Annotated in this window: 18 protein-coding genes; 7 read left to right on the top strand and 11 right to left on the bottom strand. The window is 58.1% G+C overall.

Annotated features, from left to right (window positions below):
- Nucleotides 1-93 precede the first annotated feature (93 nt).
- The 3 genes from FGL65_RS10395 (at nucleotide 94) to FGL65_RS10385 (ending at nucleotide 1,713) form a co-directional block, all read left to right on the top strand.
- Nucleotides 94-681 (top strand): TetR/AcrR family transcriptional regulator, encoded by a 588-nt coding sequence (locus FGL65_RS10395; protein WP_147821139.1) that lies wholly within the window; start codon nucleotides 94-96, stop codon nucleotides 679-681.
- Between the two features lie 69 nt (nucleotides 682-750).
- Nucleotides 751-1,272, top strand: coding sequence for a carboxymuconolactone decarboxylase family protein (locus FGL65_RS10390; RefSeq protein WP_147821138.1), 522 nt, complete (start codon nucleotides 751-753; stop codon nucleotides 1,270-1,272).
- Between the two features lie 93 nt (nucleotides 1,273-1,365).
- Complete coding sequence (locus FGL65_RS10385) at nucleotides 1,366-1,713, top strand: hypothetical protein (RefSeq protein WP_147821137.1); 348 nt, start codon at nucleotides 1,366-1,368, stop codon at nucleotides 1,711-1,713.
- Between the two features lie 54 nt (nucleotides 1,714-1,767).
- On the opposite strand, the gene aroC is transcribed toward FGL65_RS10385, so the two are convergent.
- From aroC to aroL, 5 genes are all read right to left on the bottom strand, one after another.
- The gene (aroC, locus tag FGL65_RS10380) at nucleotides 1,768-2,829 is read right to left on the bottom strand and encodes a chorismate synthase (protein WP_147821136.1); all 1,062 of its coding nucleotides are present in this window, start codon (nucleotides 2,827-2,829) and stop codon (nucleotides 1,768-1,770) included.
- Nucleotides 2,830-2,837: 8 nt separating this feature from the next.
- Nucleotides 2,838-3,497, bottom strand: coding sequence for a potassium channel family protein (locus tag FGL65_RS10375; RefSeq protein WP_147821135.1), 660 nt, complete (start codon nucleotides 3,495-3,497; stop codon nucleotides 2,838-2,840).
- An 18-nt stretch (nucleotides 3,498-3,515) separates the two neighbouring features.
- Nucleotides 3,516-4,883 carry a TrkH family potassium uptake protein gene (locus tag FGL65_RS10370; RefSeq protein WP_147821134.1) on the bottom strand — a complete coding sequence of 456 codons (1,368 nt, stop codon included), beginning with the start codon at nucleotides 4,881-4,883 and terminating at the stop codon, nucleotides 3,516-3,518.
- Nucleotides 4,884-4,927: 44 nt separating this feature from the next.
- Complete coding sequence (locus FGL65_RS10365; protein ID WP_147821133.1) at nucleotides 4,928-6,103, bottom strand: GAK system CofD-like protein; 1,176 nt, start codon at nucleotides 6,101-6,103, stop codon at nucleotides 4,928-4,930.
- Between the two features lie 96 nt (nucleotides 6,104-6,199).
- On the bottom strand, nucleotides 6,200-6,721 hold the full coding sequence (gene aroL, locus FGL65_RS10360) for a shikimate kinase AroL (protein WP_147821132.1): 522 nt from the start codon (nucleotides 6,719-6,721) through the stop codon (nucleotides 6,200-6,202).
- Nucleotides 6,722-6,990: 269 nt separating this feature from the next.
- Between aroL and ychF the strand changes: the two genes are divergently transcribed.
- Complete coding sequence (ychF, locus tag FGL65_RS10355) at nucleotides 6,991-8,091, top strand: redox-regulated ATPase YchF (RefSeq protein WP_147821131.1); 1,101 nt, start codon at nucleotides 6,991-6,993, stop codon at nucleotides 8,089-8,091.
- Between the two features lie 58 nt (nucleotides 8,092-8,149).
- Here ychF and FGL65_RS10350 read toward each other — a convergent pair whose 3' ends face one another.
- Genes FGL65_RS10350 through FGL65_RS10330 form a run of 5 tightly spaced genes read right to left on the bottom strand, consistent with a single transcriptional unit; the run spans nucleotide 8,150 to nucleotide 12,907 of the window.
- On the bottom strand, nucleotides 8,150-8,935 hold the full coding sequence (locus FGL65_RS10350) for an ABC transporter permease (protein WP_348981241.1): 786 nt from the start codon (nucleotides 8,933-8,935) through the stop codon (nucleotides 8,150-8,152).
- Entirely contained in the window at nucleotides 8,932-9,810 is an 879-nt protein-coding gene (locus FGL65_RS10345) for an ABC transporter permease (RefSeq protein WP_147821130.1), read from the bottom strand. The genes FGL65_RS10350 and FGL65_RS10345 overlap by 4 nt, the downstream gene beginning before the upstream one ends.
- Nucleotides 9,797-11,008 (bottom strand): ABC transporter substrate-binding protein, encoded by a 1,212-nt coding sequence (locus FGL65_RS10340; RefSeq protein WP_187170351.1) that lies wholly within the window; start codon nucleotides 11,006-11,008, stop codon nucleotides 9,797-9,799. The genes FGL65_RS10345 and FGL65_RS10340 overlap by 14 nt, the downstream gene beginning before the upstream one ends.
- A 1-nt stretch (nucleotide 11,009) precedes the next feature.
- Nucleotides 11,010-11,972 carry an ABC transporter ATP-binding protein gene (locus tag FGL65_RS10335; RefSeq protein WP_147821128.1) on the bottom strand — a complete coding sequence of 321 codons (963 nt, stop codon included), beginning with the start codon at nucleotides 11,970-11,972 and terminating at the stop codon, nucleotides 11,010-11,012.
- Complete coding sequence (locus tag FGL65_RS10330) at nucleotides 11,957-12,907, bottom strand: aminoglycoside phosphotransferase family protein (RefSeq protein WP_250645454.1); 951 nt, start codon at nucleotides 12,905-12,907, stop codon at nucleotides 11,957-11,959. Before FGL65_RS10330 ends, FGL65_RS10335 begins: the two co-directional genes overlap by 16 nt.
- A 79-nt stretch (nucleotides 12,908-12,986) precedes the next feature.
- Between FGL65_RS10330 and FGL65_RS10325 the strand changes: the two genes are divergently transcribed.
- A complete protein-coding gene (locus tag FGL65_RS10325) occupies nucleotides 12,987-13,205 on the top strand; it encodes a ferredoxin (RefSeq protein ID WP_147821126.1) in 219 nt (72 codons plus the stop codon).
- Between the two features lies 1 nt (nucleotide 13,206).
- On the opposite strand, the gene FGL65_RS10320 is transcribed toward FGL65_RS10325, so the two are convergent.
- Entirely contained in the window at nucleotides 13,207-13,773 is a 567-nt protein-coding gene (locus tag FGL65_RS10320) for a type I restriction enzyme HsdR N-terminal domain-containing protein (protein ID WP_147821125.1), read from the bottom strand.
- Between the two features lie 198 nt (nucleotides 13,774-13,971).
- Between FGL65_RS10320 and FGL65_RS10315 the strand changes: the two genes are divergently transcribed.
- The gene (locus tag FGL65_RS10315; protein ID WP_147821124.1) at nucleotides 13,972-14,664 is read left to right on the top strand and encodes a FadR/GntR family transcriptional regulator; all 693 of its coding nucleotides are present in this window, start codon (nucleotides 13,972-13,974) and stop codon (nucleotides 14,662-14,664) included.
- Nucleotides 14,658-15,455 carry a sulfite exporter TauE/SafE family protein gene (locus FGL65_RS10310; RefSeq protein ID WP_147821123.1) on the top strand — a complete coding sequence of 266 codons (798 nt, stop codon included), beginning with the start codon at nucleotides 14,658-14,660 and terminating at the stop codon, nucleotides 15,453-15,455. Before FGL65_RS10315 ends, FGL65_RS10310 begins: the two co-directional genes overlap by 7 nt.
- The last annotated feature ends 7 nt before the right edge of the window (nucleotides 15,456-15,462 follow it).

Raw genomic sequence — 15,462 nt, 5'->3', positions numbered from 1 at the left:
CGCCATGAACGGAATCCCAGAAAGGGACGGCATTTCCATGCCGTCCCTTTCTTCTTGACACGACTAGACCGACTGGTCTAGTCAATAGATAGAATGAGTGAAACCACCAAGCAGAAAATCATAGAGGCCGGTGCGGAACTGATCCACGCCAAGGGCTTCAACAACACGGGACTCCAGGAAATATTGAAAGTGGCCGGAGTGCCCAAGGGTTCCTTCTATTTCTATTTCGATAGCAAGGAGGACTTCGGTGTCGAGGTGGTCAATCATTACGGCCGCCTGTTTCGCTCCACAATTCATGACATGCTTGAGGACGACAGCCTTCCTCCCCTGGAACGGCTGCACCGTTTTTTCAGCTGGTTCGAGGAGTATTACCGCTCCCACGACTACAGCCGGGGATGCCCGGTCGGCAACCTCGGACAGGAGATGGGCGACCTGAGCCCGGCCTTTCGGGAAAAGCTCAGGCAGGCCATCGACGGCATGGCCTCCGCATTGAAAAACGTGCTGCTGGAGGCGCAACGCGGTGGCGACATTGAGTACACCATGAACTGCGAAGAGATGGCCTATTTCATCATCAGCGCCTGGCATGGAGCAATGATCCGAATGAAGGTGTCCAAAAGCGGCGAACCGCTTCGGCTCTTTCACAAGTATGTCTTTTCCCACCTGCTTCGGGTAGAGGCGTAATTTTTTTTCACCATTTATAGACGACCGGTCTATTATAAAAACATCAACCTATAACCAAAGGAGAAAATCATGTTCATGCTCAATTATGTAACCCCGGAAAAGGCGGAAGGCGAAATTGCAAAGGCGTATGGCATTTACCCAGAGAGCCTGGGAGTCCCGGCTCCCATGCAGCTTCTGAGCGTCAGCCCGGATCTGCTCCGGCTGCAAACCGCATCCATCGGGCACTTCGTCAGCCAGGAGGAGATCGACCATTCATTGTTGGCCGTCATCCGCTACCTGGTGGCTCAGGCCTTTGACTATGACTACTGCCGGGAATTCAACAAGGGAATGCTCCAGGCACAGGGAATGACAGAGCCGGAACTTGAAACCATGCGAAAAAATCCGCTCGACGGTCCTTTTGAAAGCAACGAAAACGCTTTGGTGGCCTTTGTGATCAAGGCGGTACACGACCCGCTCCAGATCACCAGAAAAGACATCGAAGAGCTCAAGGATATGGGCTGGTCGGAAAAGGCAATACTGGAGGCAACCTCCCACGGTGCGGCAATGCTGACGCACGGAACCCTCTTCAAGACGTTCATGGAAAGGGAATAACGGAGCACCGGCAGGTGACGCTTGCGGAAAAAGGGCATCCTGGGATACACAAGATGAACGAAATCAATTGTATTCAGGAAGAAGGAAAATGATATGGCCCTTATTTTCGGCTCACCCAAGAAACAGGTGACCAGGGAAGACCAGAAAAACGATCACCGTTTAAGGCTCGCCAAGGAGCAATACCTTGCGGGCAATCTCAAGATAGTGACCACAGAGGGAGTCCCCGGTCGTGACATTGTGGGGGCATTCGGACTGCTCGTCTGCCGCAGCTATACTTTCGACAATGCCTTCTACGGGCTCATGGCCCAGGCAATTGACGTCAACGCGGACGCCATCGTGGGATACCGGGAATCGGTCGCATTCCATCCCGAAGGCGACAAGTACTACTCCTGCTACGGCACGGCGGTTCGACTCAAGCCGCTCAAATCCAACAAAAAATAAAAACCGGGGGCATTCAGTGAATGCCCCCGGTTCCTTTTTCTCGGTTTCCAGCAACTACTGCCGAACGCCCAATCGCCGATCCAGCAGCAGAAGATCCGCCAAGGTCATGGCCAGCATGGACTTGAGCACGGGATTGATGCGGGGAATGGCCGCGATATCGTGCCTGCCGCCCACGCGGACGCAAACCGTGCCGCCGTCCCGGTGCATGCAATGCTGCTCCTTGGCTATGGTGGGAATGGGCTTCACATAGGCCCTGGCGACAATGTCCTGACCGCTCGAAATGCCGCCGAGCACCCCGCCTGCGTTGTTGGAGGAAAAACCGTCCAGCGTCATGTAGTCGTTATTCTTCGACCCCACACTGCGGGCAGCGGCGCACCCAGCCCCGATCTCCACGGCCTTGACCGCACCCACGCTCATGAAGGCATAGGCCAGGCGGGCGTCCAGCTTGTCGAACACGGGCTCGCCGAGTCCCGGGGGCACGCCCACGGCGCGCACTTCCACCACGCCGCCAACAGTGTCACCCTCACCCTTCACCTGGGAAATACGCTCATCCCACTTTCCTACCACCCCGCTGTCCGCACTAAAATACGGGGTTTCCTGGGCCGATTCATAGTCCACATCCCGGACGGGGATGCCGCCCAGTTCCATGGTGTAGGCATACAGGGAAATGCCTTCCTGCCGCAGCAATTCCATGGCAATGGCACCGCCCACTACTCGGGAAACGGTCTCACGCCCGGAAGAACGTCCGCCGCCGCGGTAATCTCGCCTACCGAACTTGGCATGAAAGGCGAAGTCCGCATGACCGGGTCTAAAAATATCCTTGATATCGGAATAGTCCCGGGACCGCTGATCCTCATTTTCGATGAAAAAGCCAATGGGCGTCCCGGTGGTCTTGCCTTCGAAAACACCGGACAACAACTTTACGGAGTCAGACTCCTTACGGGACGTGGAAGCCTTGCCCGATCCGGGCTTGCGCCGGTCCAGCTCCCGCTGAATCATGGCCTCGTCCAGGGGAATGCCCGCCGGACAACCATCCACCACCCCGCCAAGGCCCGGGCCGTGGGATTCTCCGAATGTGGTCAGCTTGAAAATCGTTCCAAACGTGTTGCCGCTCATAGTGCTCCCTAGGTGTTATCCAGTTTCAGGACATCTTCTCCCTTGCCGAGGATGGCAAGAGTGTCCCCTGTGGTCAAGACGGTATCCGCCTTGGGGATGAAGCTGAATTTCTCATCCCCGTTTTTCTTGAAAGCCACCACCTGCACGCTGTGGCGGTTGGTCAGATCCAGATCCCGCAGGGTCTTGCCATTCCACTTCTCCACCATTATTTCCCGCACCACCACGTCCTCGCCGAGACCGAGATAGTCGAGCAGGCCGGGAACCGCCATGCGGTGGGCAATCTGCTGGGCCACGAACCGCTCCGGAAATATGACGAAATGCACGCCAAGGCGTTTGAGCACCTTTTCATGCTGGGCGCTGATCGCCTTGACCCAGATCTTGCTGACGCCCAGGTCCTGGAGATTGAGGACCACCAGGATGCTGGCCTCCATGGAGTCCCCGGTGGAAACCACCACCTGGTCCAGCTCCTTGAACCCGATCTGCTCCAGGGCGTCCCGGTCCGTGCCGTCGGCGTGAAAAACCTGGGTGATGCAGCCTTCGGCCCGCTGAATATTGGCGGCAACGCTATCCACGCCCACCACATTGTGCCCCTTGCTCTGCAGGGACTGGGCAAAGGCCAGCCCAAACTTGCCGAGACCAATAACACCTACTTCCAATTTGGGAGCCATACCATTCTCCTTGAACGCTTACCCGAGCGGCAAATCCCGTTCGGGATACCTGAACCGTTGCTCCACCTGCCAGCTTTGCAGGGCGGAAAGCAACCAGATCGGACCGAGCCTGCCGATGAACATGAGCATGATGACGACCACCTTGCCCAATGAGGTCAGCTTGCCGGTCATTCCCGTGGAAAGCCCCACGGTACCGTAAGCGGAAATGACTTCGAACAGAATTTCCAGGAAATTACCCCTGGCCTGAATATGCGGCACGTCGCCGCCTTCGGATATATTGAGGATGATGGCGCCGCCCGCCACGATGAAACCGGCGAAAACCAGCAGGGTGAACGCCTTGTTCATGGACGACGAAGCCAGGGCCTTCTTGCCGATGACCGTCTGCTGCCTGCCAGCGAACTGGGCGCAGATGAATCCCCAGACCGCCCGCAGCGTGGTGGTCTTGATGCCGCCCGCACAGGAACCAGGGGAACCGCCAACCAGCATGAGGAAAAGCATGAAAACCAGGGAAACGTTGGTCATGTGGGCAATGTCCACCGTGTTGAACCCGGCGGTACGGCAGGTCACGGACTGGAACAGGGCCGACAGCAACTCTTCGTGCCATATGCCGAAGGACTCGCCCCCAAACAGCTCGGCCGTAAAAATGGCCGCAGCGCCCCCCAGAGACAAAAGGACGGAGGTTCGCAGCACCACGGAGCTGTGCCAGCTCAGGGACGGCCGCTCTCCCCTTTTGCCGCTTAGCCGAGCCCGCACCTCGTGGGTCAGAAGTCCGCCACATTCGTTGAGCACATAGAACCCGAGGCCCCCCAATGTGATCAGGGCCATGAAAATGAAATTGATGCTCCAGTTGGAATGCCAAGCGCTGAGGCTGTCGGCATAAAGCGAAAAGCCCGCGTTGCAGAAGGCCGAAATGGAGTGGAACAGCGCCGAATAGGGATGAAAGCCTTGGGGATCGACCAACCAGAGCAGCATTGCTCCGACGAGCTCGATACCGAAGGTGATGCAAATGACCCGGAACAGAAAATTCCTGAGGCTGAACCGGGGATCGTGCAGCAGGCTCTGCCCCACCGAGATCCTGTCGGAAAGGCTTACGTGCCGTCCCATGAGATACATGGCCAGGCTGGTAAAGGTCATGATGCCCAAACCGCCGAGCTGGATAAGCACCAGAATGACCATCTGCCCGAAATGGGAAAAGGCCGAGCCCGTATCCACCACCACAAGTCCGGTGACACACATGGCCGAGGTTGCGGTAAACACCGCGTCAATCCAGGACAGATTCTGCTCGGCAAGGCCGGGATCAAATGCCAGAAGCGACGCGCCAGCAAGGATGGCGCCGGCAAAAAACCAGACCGGCATCCAAAATGGAGAAAACAACTTGATGCGCATAACCGTGGTTTACTCCCCTGGGGCGGGAAGGGCAACTCCTCGAATCAGCAGGAAATCGCCATAAGGGTTCGAATCAGGGGCACTGCCGCCACCAATCCCTGTTCCCGGTCCAAAAGCGGCGCTTCCACTATCTCCAGGCCCAGGGATTCGAGATACGCACAATCCACGTCGCCCGGATAATGGGCCTCGGGATCGATGATCACGCCGTCAAGATAGGTGCCCCCCGCACGGACAATGGCCCCGTTGCGTAAATACTCGATAAGAGCGTTCACCTGATCGGTCAGGCTCATGCCCACCAGTTCGGGATCCAGGCCGAGGTTGGGCACGAACACCTTGGGACAGGCATTGGCGGCCACGGAATCCGGCACGCCGCCGGGCAGCAGGTTGGCCACGATGCTGGAAAAGAAACTGCCCACCGGATAACAGATCATGTCCGCGTCCGTAATCAATGCACGAACCTCCCCTTCAATGCGGGTCTCCCTCCGGGCCACGGTCACGCCGTCGCGGTGTAGGCGGAGGTGGCTGACCCGAGAGGAAATGGGGGCCTCGGTCTTTCCGGTTATCCGGTGCTGGCCCACAACGGTTTTTCCATCCTCCAGATGGACCTTGAGATCCAGGGGAGCATCCAGAACCATACGCACGGTGCCGCGCGCGGCAACCAGGGCGCTGAATTCGTCAATGGCCGGGGCCGTTGCCCGTTCATGCCGAAGGTACATGGCGGTCAGCACCATGTTGCCGATGCTGGCCCCCGAAAAATTAAACCTCTCGGAGCAGGAATCCAGGAACAGGGTCATGGAATCCTTGATCACTGCCGCAGTACTCTCGGAAAGGCCGCTCATGCCAGGATGGGCGCCTCGAGCGATCTGTGTCGCCAGTTCGCGCAGCGCTTCGTTTCCGCCTTCGCGCGGGAGCCGGGATGCCAGGAATTCAGCAGCTGCAAAGGCCTGCGTTTCCTTCGGATCGGCCAGGGCGAGAATGCGGTTGCGCGCGTCTCCCACCGCGGGCATGTCGAATTCTCGCCGCAGTTCGGCAGAGCTGCCGCCGGAATCGAAGGGAGTAACTATATGAACGGAATTCCAGGTGTATTTGATCAGTTCCGCGCATGCTTCCCGCAAGGCGGTCCCTCCGCTGAAAAACAGGATCCGGGGACCGTCCTGGGGAGCGGCAGCCAGCCTCTCAAGCCTTTCATCCGCCGCGAGCAGTCGTTCCGTGAGACTCATTCAATGCTCCTTCCAAATACATGTAAATCAATGGAAACCCGAAGCCCACAGCTTCGGATCCTAAAGTTCAATGTAGCATGGAGAGCAAGGCTAAAGTCAAGAATTTTCGCCTATTCTGGCAACGGTATCGGCTATTTCGCGCACCATGGCGTCCACCCCTTTCTGGTGAAGAACAACATGGGCGCACTCGCGATACATGGGATCGCGCATGGAAAGCACTTCCTGCACCTCGTCGGTGATGGATTTGCCCGTCAGAGAAGGACGCTGGGCTTCGATGGGATCCTTGGCCAGCCGCCCGGCCAGAACCTCGGGGTCGGCCAGCAGGTAGATCGTAATCCCCCTTGAAAGAATCTGCCGGTTGGCGTCCCGCAGCACTATACCGCCGCCGCAGGCCACCACCATACCGCCCTTGCCGGAAAGGGTCCTGAGTATATCGGATTCGCGCTTGCGGAAGACGTCCCAGCCGTCATTCTTCACGCAATCCGCGATCTGCTGATCAAATTGCTCTACAAAAGCCTGGTCCGTATCCACGAATGGCCGGTCCAGAGTGCTGGCCAGCGCCTTGCCGACCGTTGTCTTGCCGCTTGCGCGCGGCCCAATGAGATAGATGTTCTTCATGCGTGGTTTTGGATAATCTCTGAGTTCGAAGCAGGAATGGCAGCTTTGTCCGGCCTTGGGGCCCAAGGAAAATTGCTACAATCCGACGGCCCAAAAAGCAAGGCCCAAAAACGCTGTTTTCCTTCTTCCTGGACAAGGAAAACGCCTTGTGCGGCGGCCCGCCTCGGTTTCGACGAATCCGGGGCTTGCAACCCGCTCTGAAGCATTGTAGAGAGAATCGCCCTGTGGCGGCCGGTCCGCCATATTTCAATATTTCCAGGAGAACGAAAATGTCCTTGAGCATAGGTATCGTCGGCCTTCCCAACGTCGGCAAATCAACTCTTTTCAACGCCCTGACCAAGGCGCAGAACGCGGAAAGCGCCAACTACGCCTTCTGCACCATCGAGCCCAACAAGGCCGTGGTGCCTGTGCCCGACAAGCGCATCGAGAAGCTGGCCGAACTGGTCAACCCGCAGCGCGTGCAGCATTCCACCGTGGATTTCGTGGATATCGCGGGCCTGGTGGCGGGCGCGAGCAAGGGCGAAGGATTGGGCAACAAGTTCCTGGCCAACATCCGGGAAACCCAGGCCATCCTGCACGTGGTCCGCTGCTTTGACGACGACGACGTGATTCACGTGTCCAATTCCGTGGATCCCCTGCGCGACATCGAGGTCATTGAAACCGAGCTGGTTCTGGCCGATGTCCAAATCCTGGACAACCGTCTGGAGCGCATGAAAAAGCAGCTCAAGGGCGACAAGACCCTGGCCCCGAAAATCGATGCAGCCGAAAAACTCCTGGCGCACATGAACGAGGGCAACCTGGTCTCCTCCTTCCCGAATCTCGACGACAAGCACGTGGCCGCCGTCATCGACGAACTGCGCTTCATCACGGCCAAGAACATCATCTACTGCGCCAATGTGGACGAGGAAGGACTCACCGAGGACAACGACTACGTGAAGCAGGTGAGCGCACTGGCTCAGGAGCGCGGCGCGGAATTCGTCAAGATCTCCGCCAAGATGGAAGAGGAACTGGTGGGGCTCGAGGACGAGGAGTACCAGGAATTCCTGGACTCCTACGGCGTGACCGAGGCGGGCCTGGACAAGATCATCCGCACGGGCTTCCACTCTCTGGGACTCATCAGCTACTTCACCGCAGGCGTGAAGGAAGTCCGCGCCTGGACCATCCACGACGGTGACAAGGCCCCGCAGGCCGCGGGCGTCATCCACACCGATTTCGAACGCGGCTTTATCCGGGCCGAGGTCATCGGCTACGACCATTACGTCCAGCATGGCTCGGAAACCAAATGCCGGGCCGAAGGCGTGCTTCGCGTTGAAGGAAAGGAATACGTGGTCAAGGACGGCGACGTGATCCACTTCCTGTTCAACGTCTAGCGCCCGGATTCAGCAAGACATTTCAGGGGAGGCCGAAAGGCTTCCCCTTTTTTGTTGCCTAATACAGACCTCGCCTGCGGTAGACCCGGGATACGGCCAGTTCGATGAATACGAACAGCCCGACGGGCACGATCAGAAACAGAAGCGTGAGCAAGGCCCCCATGCTCCTGTCCGACGAGGCCAGGTACGGAAACAGGTAGCCGGTAAAGGAATCCACGGCGCCGCCGCCGATAAGGAAAACCAAAAAATATTCGGAAAAGGCCACCAGGAAGACAACGGAGCCGCCGGCCACCATGGAGGGAACCAACAGCGGCAGTTCAATGCGCACCAGCCGGGTCATGAAACCGGCCCCGAGATTCCGGGCGCACTGCTCGTATTCCGGCCCCACGGCCTGAAACCCGGCAATGAGCGCCCGCAGCATGTAGGGATAACTGAATGTGGAGAGCACCAGCACCACCCCGACAAAGGAGTCGGCCAGTCCCAGATGGATGAACATGGTATGCACGCCCATGGAAAAGGTCATGGCAGGCACCAGGGCCGGAGCCAGCAGCAGCCCTTCCAGCAGCACCTTGCCGCGAAATTCGCAGCGGGCGAAATGATGCGCCGGGGAAAGGCAAAACAGCAGCGTCAGCAACACGGTGAGCAAAGAATACAGCACGGAAGCCCCCATGTGCCGAGCCACGGGACCGGCCTGGGACAGAAGATACTCCAGGGCTCGGCCATCCACGGGCTGTGGAATCAGGTCCGGGAAGGTCCACCCAGGAGCCAGCGCATACCCCACCATCACCACCAGCGGGAACAGGGACACAAATGCAATGAACGCGTAAAACAGGCGGGGTATCACAGCTTGCGCTCCCTGTTTTCCAGGCGCGAGGCCAGCTTGGTATACAGCACGATAAAAAGAAGCGAAAACAGAAACATGCACACCAGCATGGCCATTGCCGTGGGCCGGTTGGAAAGATCTCTCCGAAAGTAGAGGTTGAAGACCTCCACACTGAGCATGCCGGGCGAGCTCTCTCCGAGCAGGAAAGGTATGTCGAATGCACCGAAATCATATAAAAACAGGATAATAAAGGCCACGTGCATGACCTTGGCGAGATGCGGCAGCACCACGCGGAAAAAAGTGTATGCCTCCCCTGCCCCGAGCATCCTGGCCGTGACCACCAGCTGCGGGCTGACCCGCTTGAGCACGGCGTATCCCAGGATGACCATGAACGGCACCTGCTTGTAGACATAGGCCAGAATCATGCCCAGTCCGCAGCCCCCGTAAAGCACCGACGGAAAATCGGCCGGACGTTCCACCAGTCCGAGATGGAACCCCACGGAGCTGATGACACCCGAGTTGCTCCAGAAGACGAGCACGATGAATCCCACGGCAATGGGCGGCAGAATGAGCGGGACCTTGTAGACCACTGCCGCGCGCTCCAGGGCCCGGGGCAAACGCCATATTGCATAGGCCAGCACCGAACCGACGGCCACGGAAAACAGGGCCGAGACCAGGGCAACATACAGGGACAGGCCGGCGGAACGCAACAGATACGGATCGAGCAGCCGGGCATAGGCGTCAAAAGGCCCGCCTTCGTAGGGAAGAGGCAACCAAAACCCCAGGGACTGGGCCACGGCCAGGGCCAGACCGCCCAGAAAAAGCGCCACAAAGGGAGCCAATAACGGCGAGAGCTTCACCAGCGTAGGCAAGGACGGCTGCCTAAGGGGCGACATGTTCCTTCCATCCTTTGTCCAGGGCGACCCCGTATTCGGCCGGAATTTCCGGCACGGCGGCCACGGCCAATTCGTGCGGGGACGCCACGGATCTTCCCAGGTACACGGCGGCGAATTTCTCCCGGATGCTTTCGGGCAGCCTGGAAACGTCGATGGCCGGATAATCACCCCAGTTGTCGGGATCGAACTTGGAATACTGCGCCGCTGGCGACATCAGAAAATTGGCCAGCACCAGCGCCCCGGGTTTGTTGGACGCATTGAAGGGAACGGCCATGAAATGAAGGCTGAACAGCGATCCGTCGCGCATGGCAAAGGAACGGACCGAGTGAGGATAGATACCGTCCAGCACCCGACTGCGCACACGAAGGGGTTGCGAGGTCATGTTCAGGAACACTTCGCCCCCCACGAACAGCCGCTCCATTAGGTCGTCCCCTTCGGGATAGACACGGCCCTGCCGCCAGAGAAACGGTTTTATGTCGTTCAAATATTCCCAGACAGCCGGTGAATGCTTCAGGAACTGCTCGCGGTCGAATCCTCGGCAGAACGCATTGCCCTCACCGCCCAGGGCGTTGAACAGCTGACGCACAAAGGCCGACCCAACGGGATCGGGTGGCCTCGGATAGGTGAACTTTCCGGGATTCCGCCTGACCCACTCGCGAAGTTCGGCGAATGTTCCGGGGACATCCTCCAGCCGTGCGCTGTCATAAACGAACACGAACTGTTCCTTGCCCAGCGGCACTTCATAGCCGTCGTTGGCAAACCCGAAGTCCACGGCGGCGAGTTCCCGGTTCACGTATTTTCGAAAATTGGGCAGCCGGGACGCGATGGGTCCGAAAAAAGCCCCTGCCTGCCGAAGCCGTTTGAAATCCTCTCCCCTGATCCAGGCCAGATCCACGCTTCCGGGTTCCCTCCCCAGGTTGCGTTCATCAATAAGCCTGCGGGACAACTCCCCGGGGGGCATGGGCACGCGAACGACCGAGATGTCATACTGACGCTTCATGGACGGAATCACGTAGTTGTCCACCCAGACGTCGGCATACGGAAACGACCCGGGCATGGCGAATCTGACCGAGGTTCCCCGGGCGGCGTCCTCGATATCGGAATAGGTCCTGGCCAGCCAATCGTCCCTTTCCGCGGGGCCCGAATCGGAACAGGCGACCATCAAAAGCAAAAGGATGAAAGGCAAAACCCGTTTCATGCTAGCCCTCTCCGTTCTCCGCATTCTCCGCCAGCCGGACATGGACCCTGTCTCCGGGCCGGATCCCATCCTGCCTGTCGAAGATCACCACCTCGTCCTCTCCCAGCCGGACCCGGTATTTGGTGTAATGCCCGGCAAACGAGGACTCCACCACCACACCGGGAGCGCCCTCTTCCTTGACCATAGTCATGGCCTCGGGCCGGAGGTACAACTCTTCGTCTGGCAAACATTCCGCCCGCGAGGGATCAACCAGGCGGGACCGAACCACATTCATGGGCCCCATGAACCGGGCGGCCTCCATGGTGGCGGGATTGCCATAGACCTCTGCGGCCGTGTCGTACTGCACCAGTCGGCCTTCCAGGATCAGCCCGATACGGTCGGACATGACAAAGGCCTCTTCCAGGTCATGCGTCACGCTGATGGTGGTCACCCCGAATTCCTTTTGCGTGTCGCGGATGAATTCGGCCGTCTGCATCTTGAGGTTGCGGTCCAGGTTGGCAAAAGGCTCGTCCAGAAGCAGCATGGCGGGATTGACCACCATGGCCCTGGCAATGGCCACCCGCTGGCGCTGCCCGGCGGAAAGCTGGTTGGGATACAGGCCCTGTTTTTCGGCCAATTGGAAATAGGACAGAATCTCCATGACCCGCTTTCGGACATCACTCCCCGAAATCTTGCGGACCCGGAGGCCGAAGGCCACATTCTCGAAAACGGTCAGGTTGGGAAATAGGACATAATCCTGAAAGACCATGATCACGGGATGTTCCCTGCTGGGCGGCACGCTGAAATGCAGGGAGCCGGAGTCAGGCTTCTCCAGTCCGGCGATGATGTTCAGGAGGGTGGTCTTGCCCACACCGCTTGGCCCGATGAGGGAGACGATCTCGCCACGGTCCACCTCGAAACCGATGTGGTCCAGAATCGTTTCTCTCCCAAAGGATTTCACCAGGCCGTCTACGCGAAAAAACATTCCATCTCGTTGAGGTATTGCGTTATTTTCTTGAAAGTATACTCGTTCTTCAAAACGCGGTCTTCCCGAGTGTACTCGTAAAAAGCCATAAAGCACCAGGCCATTGCCCGCAAGAGTATTGTATTCTCCAATATATCGGTTTTATAAGCCATTTCCTCAATGCAACATTCCAGTCCAGTCTCGCTCAGATACTGTTCGAGAAAGGCCTTTTTCTCCTGCTGGGAGTATCGTCTGTCGCTCTTCCAGAGTGTCGTGGTGGGCACCAGAAAATGACCGAGATCCTGATACCGGCAGGAAACCACGGCTTTTTCCCAATCGACAAGATACCCCCGCTTGTCTGGCCCCGAGTCATCTATAAGAAAATTGTGGGAATTGACCTCGGTATTGACGATCACCAGAGGCTCCCCGGCAAAAAGTCGTTCGGCCTCCTCTCCCCAGCCCAGAACACGATCATGATATTCCAGCAACAGGGAACGCCGATTCTCCAGGGGATGGTCCAAGGCATAACGATCAATCAGCACGCGGCTCTCCCGGGCGATGTCCAGGACCGGATTTCGCTGCACCAGCAACCGGGCATCCTCGGGCTGGGAATGGACTCGGGCGAATATGCGGGCCGCCTCGTCGGCATCCCGATCATAGTCCAGCGGACGGCCCGGTAGGAACTCCATGAGCATGACGCCGTCGCCGAGACTTTCCTGTTCCGGATCCAGCAACCAGTACAGGGGCCGGGGGGTCACGCCCGAACCGTAGACCGCCTCGAGAACCTGAAATTCATATTGGATCTGGTTGTCCAGTCCGAGCTGGCTGCCATGATTGATACGAAAAACAAACTGCCCCTGGCTTGAATGAACCAGGTAGTTTTCATTGTATTCCCCGGCGGCAAGAAAGGAGATCGCCGCTGGCCCAGCTACAGACAACCATTTGGATCGATTCAAGAAATCAAAAATATCCTCGCCTGTTCCCAAAACTCACTCCCGGCTTGCCTTGTTGAACAACAGTTATTATTATCAAAATATGAACAACACAAAGACCACGCAATTACGGGAAGTAAGCCTGGAACCGATGGCCTGCAACGGTTGCAGGGGCTGTATCGAGTTGAACCCGGACATCTTCGGCTGGGACGATCTGAGCGACCGACCGTTTCTCATTACGGACAAAGCCGATGAAGAGGACATCCGGGATGCCATGACCTGCTGCCCCGGCGACTGCATCTCCCTCCAGTCCGAAGGCTGACTCACTCCTTCTTTGGTCCGGCCGCTGGACAGGCTCCATTACAACAGCTGAACAAAAAGCCGCTGTACGCATGGAAGATACGGGTCAGCTTGTCGCGCTGTTCCAGAGTCAGTTCAGGAACAGCAGTCTGCTCGGCCAGGGTTAGCAGCTCGCTCCACTCTAGAACGGCGGCCATGCCTTGCCGAAGGCTTTCTCCGGATTTGACTTCCAGCAATACCGCGTCATTGGTGTCCGTTGTAAGAGCCAGTGGCACAGGACCACCATCCAGTAATTTCGCCGCACAGAGAGTTTCCCGCACATAGGAACTCACGCTGCCAATGCAGAATAAAATGAGGAGCATGGGCTTGTCGTCCGGGCCATAAACCACGAAATCCAGAGCCCGTTCAAATTCCTGGCCTTCCACCGCATAGGTGAGCATGACCTTGGGATGAATCCGCTCCTTGGGGTACCCTTTTTCCTCCACCAGCAGCCTTGCCAATGCCTGGCGAAACTCCTCGAAGGTGGTATCCTCCACCTCCTCGCCGGTCAGGTAATCCCGAAGCGTTCCGCCCAAACTCGTTTCATGCATGATATAACCTCTCTTGAAATCGGTATTTTCTACACCGAGTCCCAATACTTTTGCAACTGCTCGCCAAGATCGGAAGCACGCCTTCCGTTCTTAATCATGTAACCATTCCCAGCCTGCTGACCAGTTTTCCCCTTGCATTTACTGCTGAGACGGAATATTGGTCAGACCAATTCAAGCAAAACGACAAAGGTAGTACCAATGCCCCGACATCAATATCAGGTCATCGTGGACCGGATCAAAAGCATGATCGAAAACGGCGAATTCTCCACCGGGGACCGAATCCCCCCGGAAAGGAGTCTTGCGCAAACGTTCTCGGTTTCTCGAAACTGCGTACGGGAAGCCATCCGCGCCCTGGCGGAAAAAGGAATCCTGGAAAGCAGGCTGGGCGACGGCACCTATGTCCGCAGCACGGACCAGACCGAACTGAGCGACCACCTGGCCGAGGCCATCCAGACCCAGAAGCAACGCATCCGCGAAATATTCGAACTGCGCATGCTGCTGGAACCGCAGATCGCGTCCCTGGCAGCGGAACGCATTAGCCCGGACGCCCTGAACCGACTCAAAGCCATTGTTTTGGACCAGGGGCGCGCCGCAGCGGCTGGCGAAACAGATGCACAACTCGACGCACTCTTTCATCAAACGCTGGCCGAGGCGGCAGGAAACGGGGTAGTGCTCAAGGTCATGGACACTATCAAGACCCTGCTCGAAGACACCCGGTCCGAATTCATGCGCCCCGGCCGCCGCAAGGGAGCGTCCGTGGAGGGGCATCTGCAGATCATCGAAGCCCTGGAAAACCGCAATCCGCTGGGGGCCTACTTCACCATGACCAACCACATCAAAAACATGGAGAGCATTGCCCTCCACCCAGAAGGAGAACAAGAACCATGCTGACGATTTTCCTGACCTACATGCTCATGGGCATACTGGCGGGCATACTGGCGGGCCTGCTCGGCATAGGCGGCGGACTGGTCATCGTGCCCATCCTCTATTTCTGCTTCACGGCCCAGGGGATTCCCCACGAAGTCATGATGCACCTGGCACTGGGCACGTCCCTGGCCAGCATCATCTTCACCTCCATCTCCAGCTGCCTGGCCCACAACAAGAGAGGCGCCGTGCGCTGGGACATCTTCCGCAAGATATTCCTGGGCATCCTCACCGGCACCTTCCTGGGAAGCTGCATTGCCTCGGCCCTGCCCACCAACTTTCTCAAGGGCTTCTTCGGCGTCTTCCTCTACTTCGTGGCCTACCAGATGATCACCGGCAAAAAGCCCAAGCCGAACCGCACCGTCCCCGGCCCCCTGCCCATGTTCGGCGTGGGCAACGGCATCGGCGTGTTCTCGGCCCTGGTGGGCATCGGCGGCGGCACGCTTTCCGTGCCGTTCATGGCCTGGTGCAACATCCCCATCCATACGGCCATCGGGACGGCGGCCGCCATAGGGCTGCCCATCGCCTTGTCCGGCACCGCGGGATTCATCACCACGGGCTGGAGCGCCGCCAACCTGCCGGACTGGTCACTGGGATACGTGTACCTGCCCGCCCTGCTGGGCATCGTTTCCATGAGCATGCTGACCGCCCCCCTGGGAGTCCGGCTGGCTCACAGCCTGCCCGTACACCGGCTGAAAAGGATATTCGCCATTCTCTTGCTCATTGTCGGTTCCAAAATGCTCTGGAGCCTGTTCTAACCATCGG

The sequence above is a fragment of the Salidesulfovibrio onnuriiensis genome (genome assembly GCF_008001235.1).
Taxonomy (GTDB): Bacteria; Desulfobacterota; Desulfovibrionia; order Desulfovibrionales; family Desulfovibrionaceae; genus Pseudodesulfovibrio; species Pseudodesulfovibrio onnuriiensis.
The sequence above is the reverse complement of the archived record's forward strand: the minus strand, read 5'-3'. Positions and strand labels throughout refer to the sequence as shown.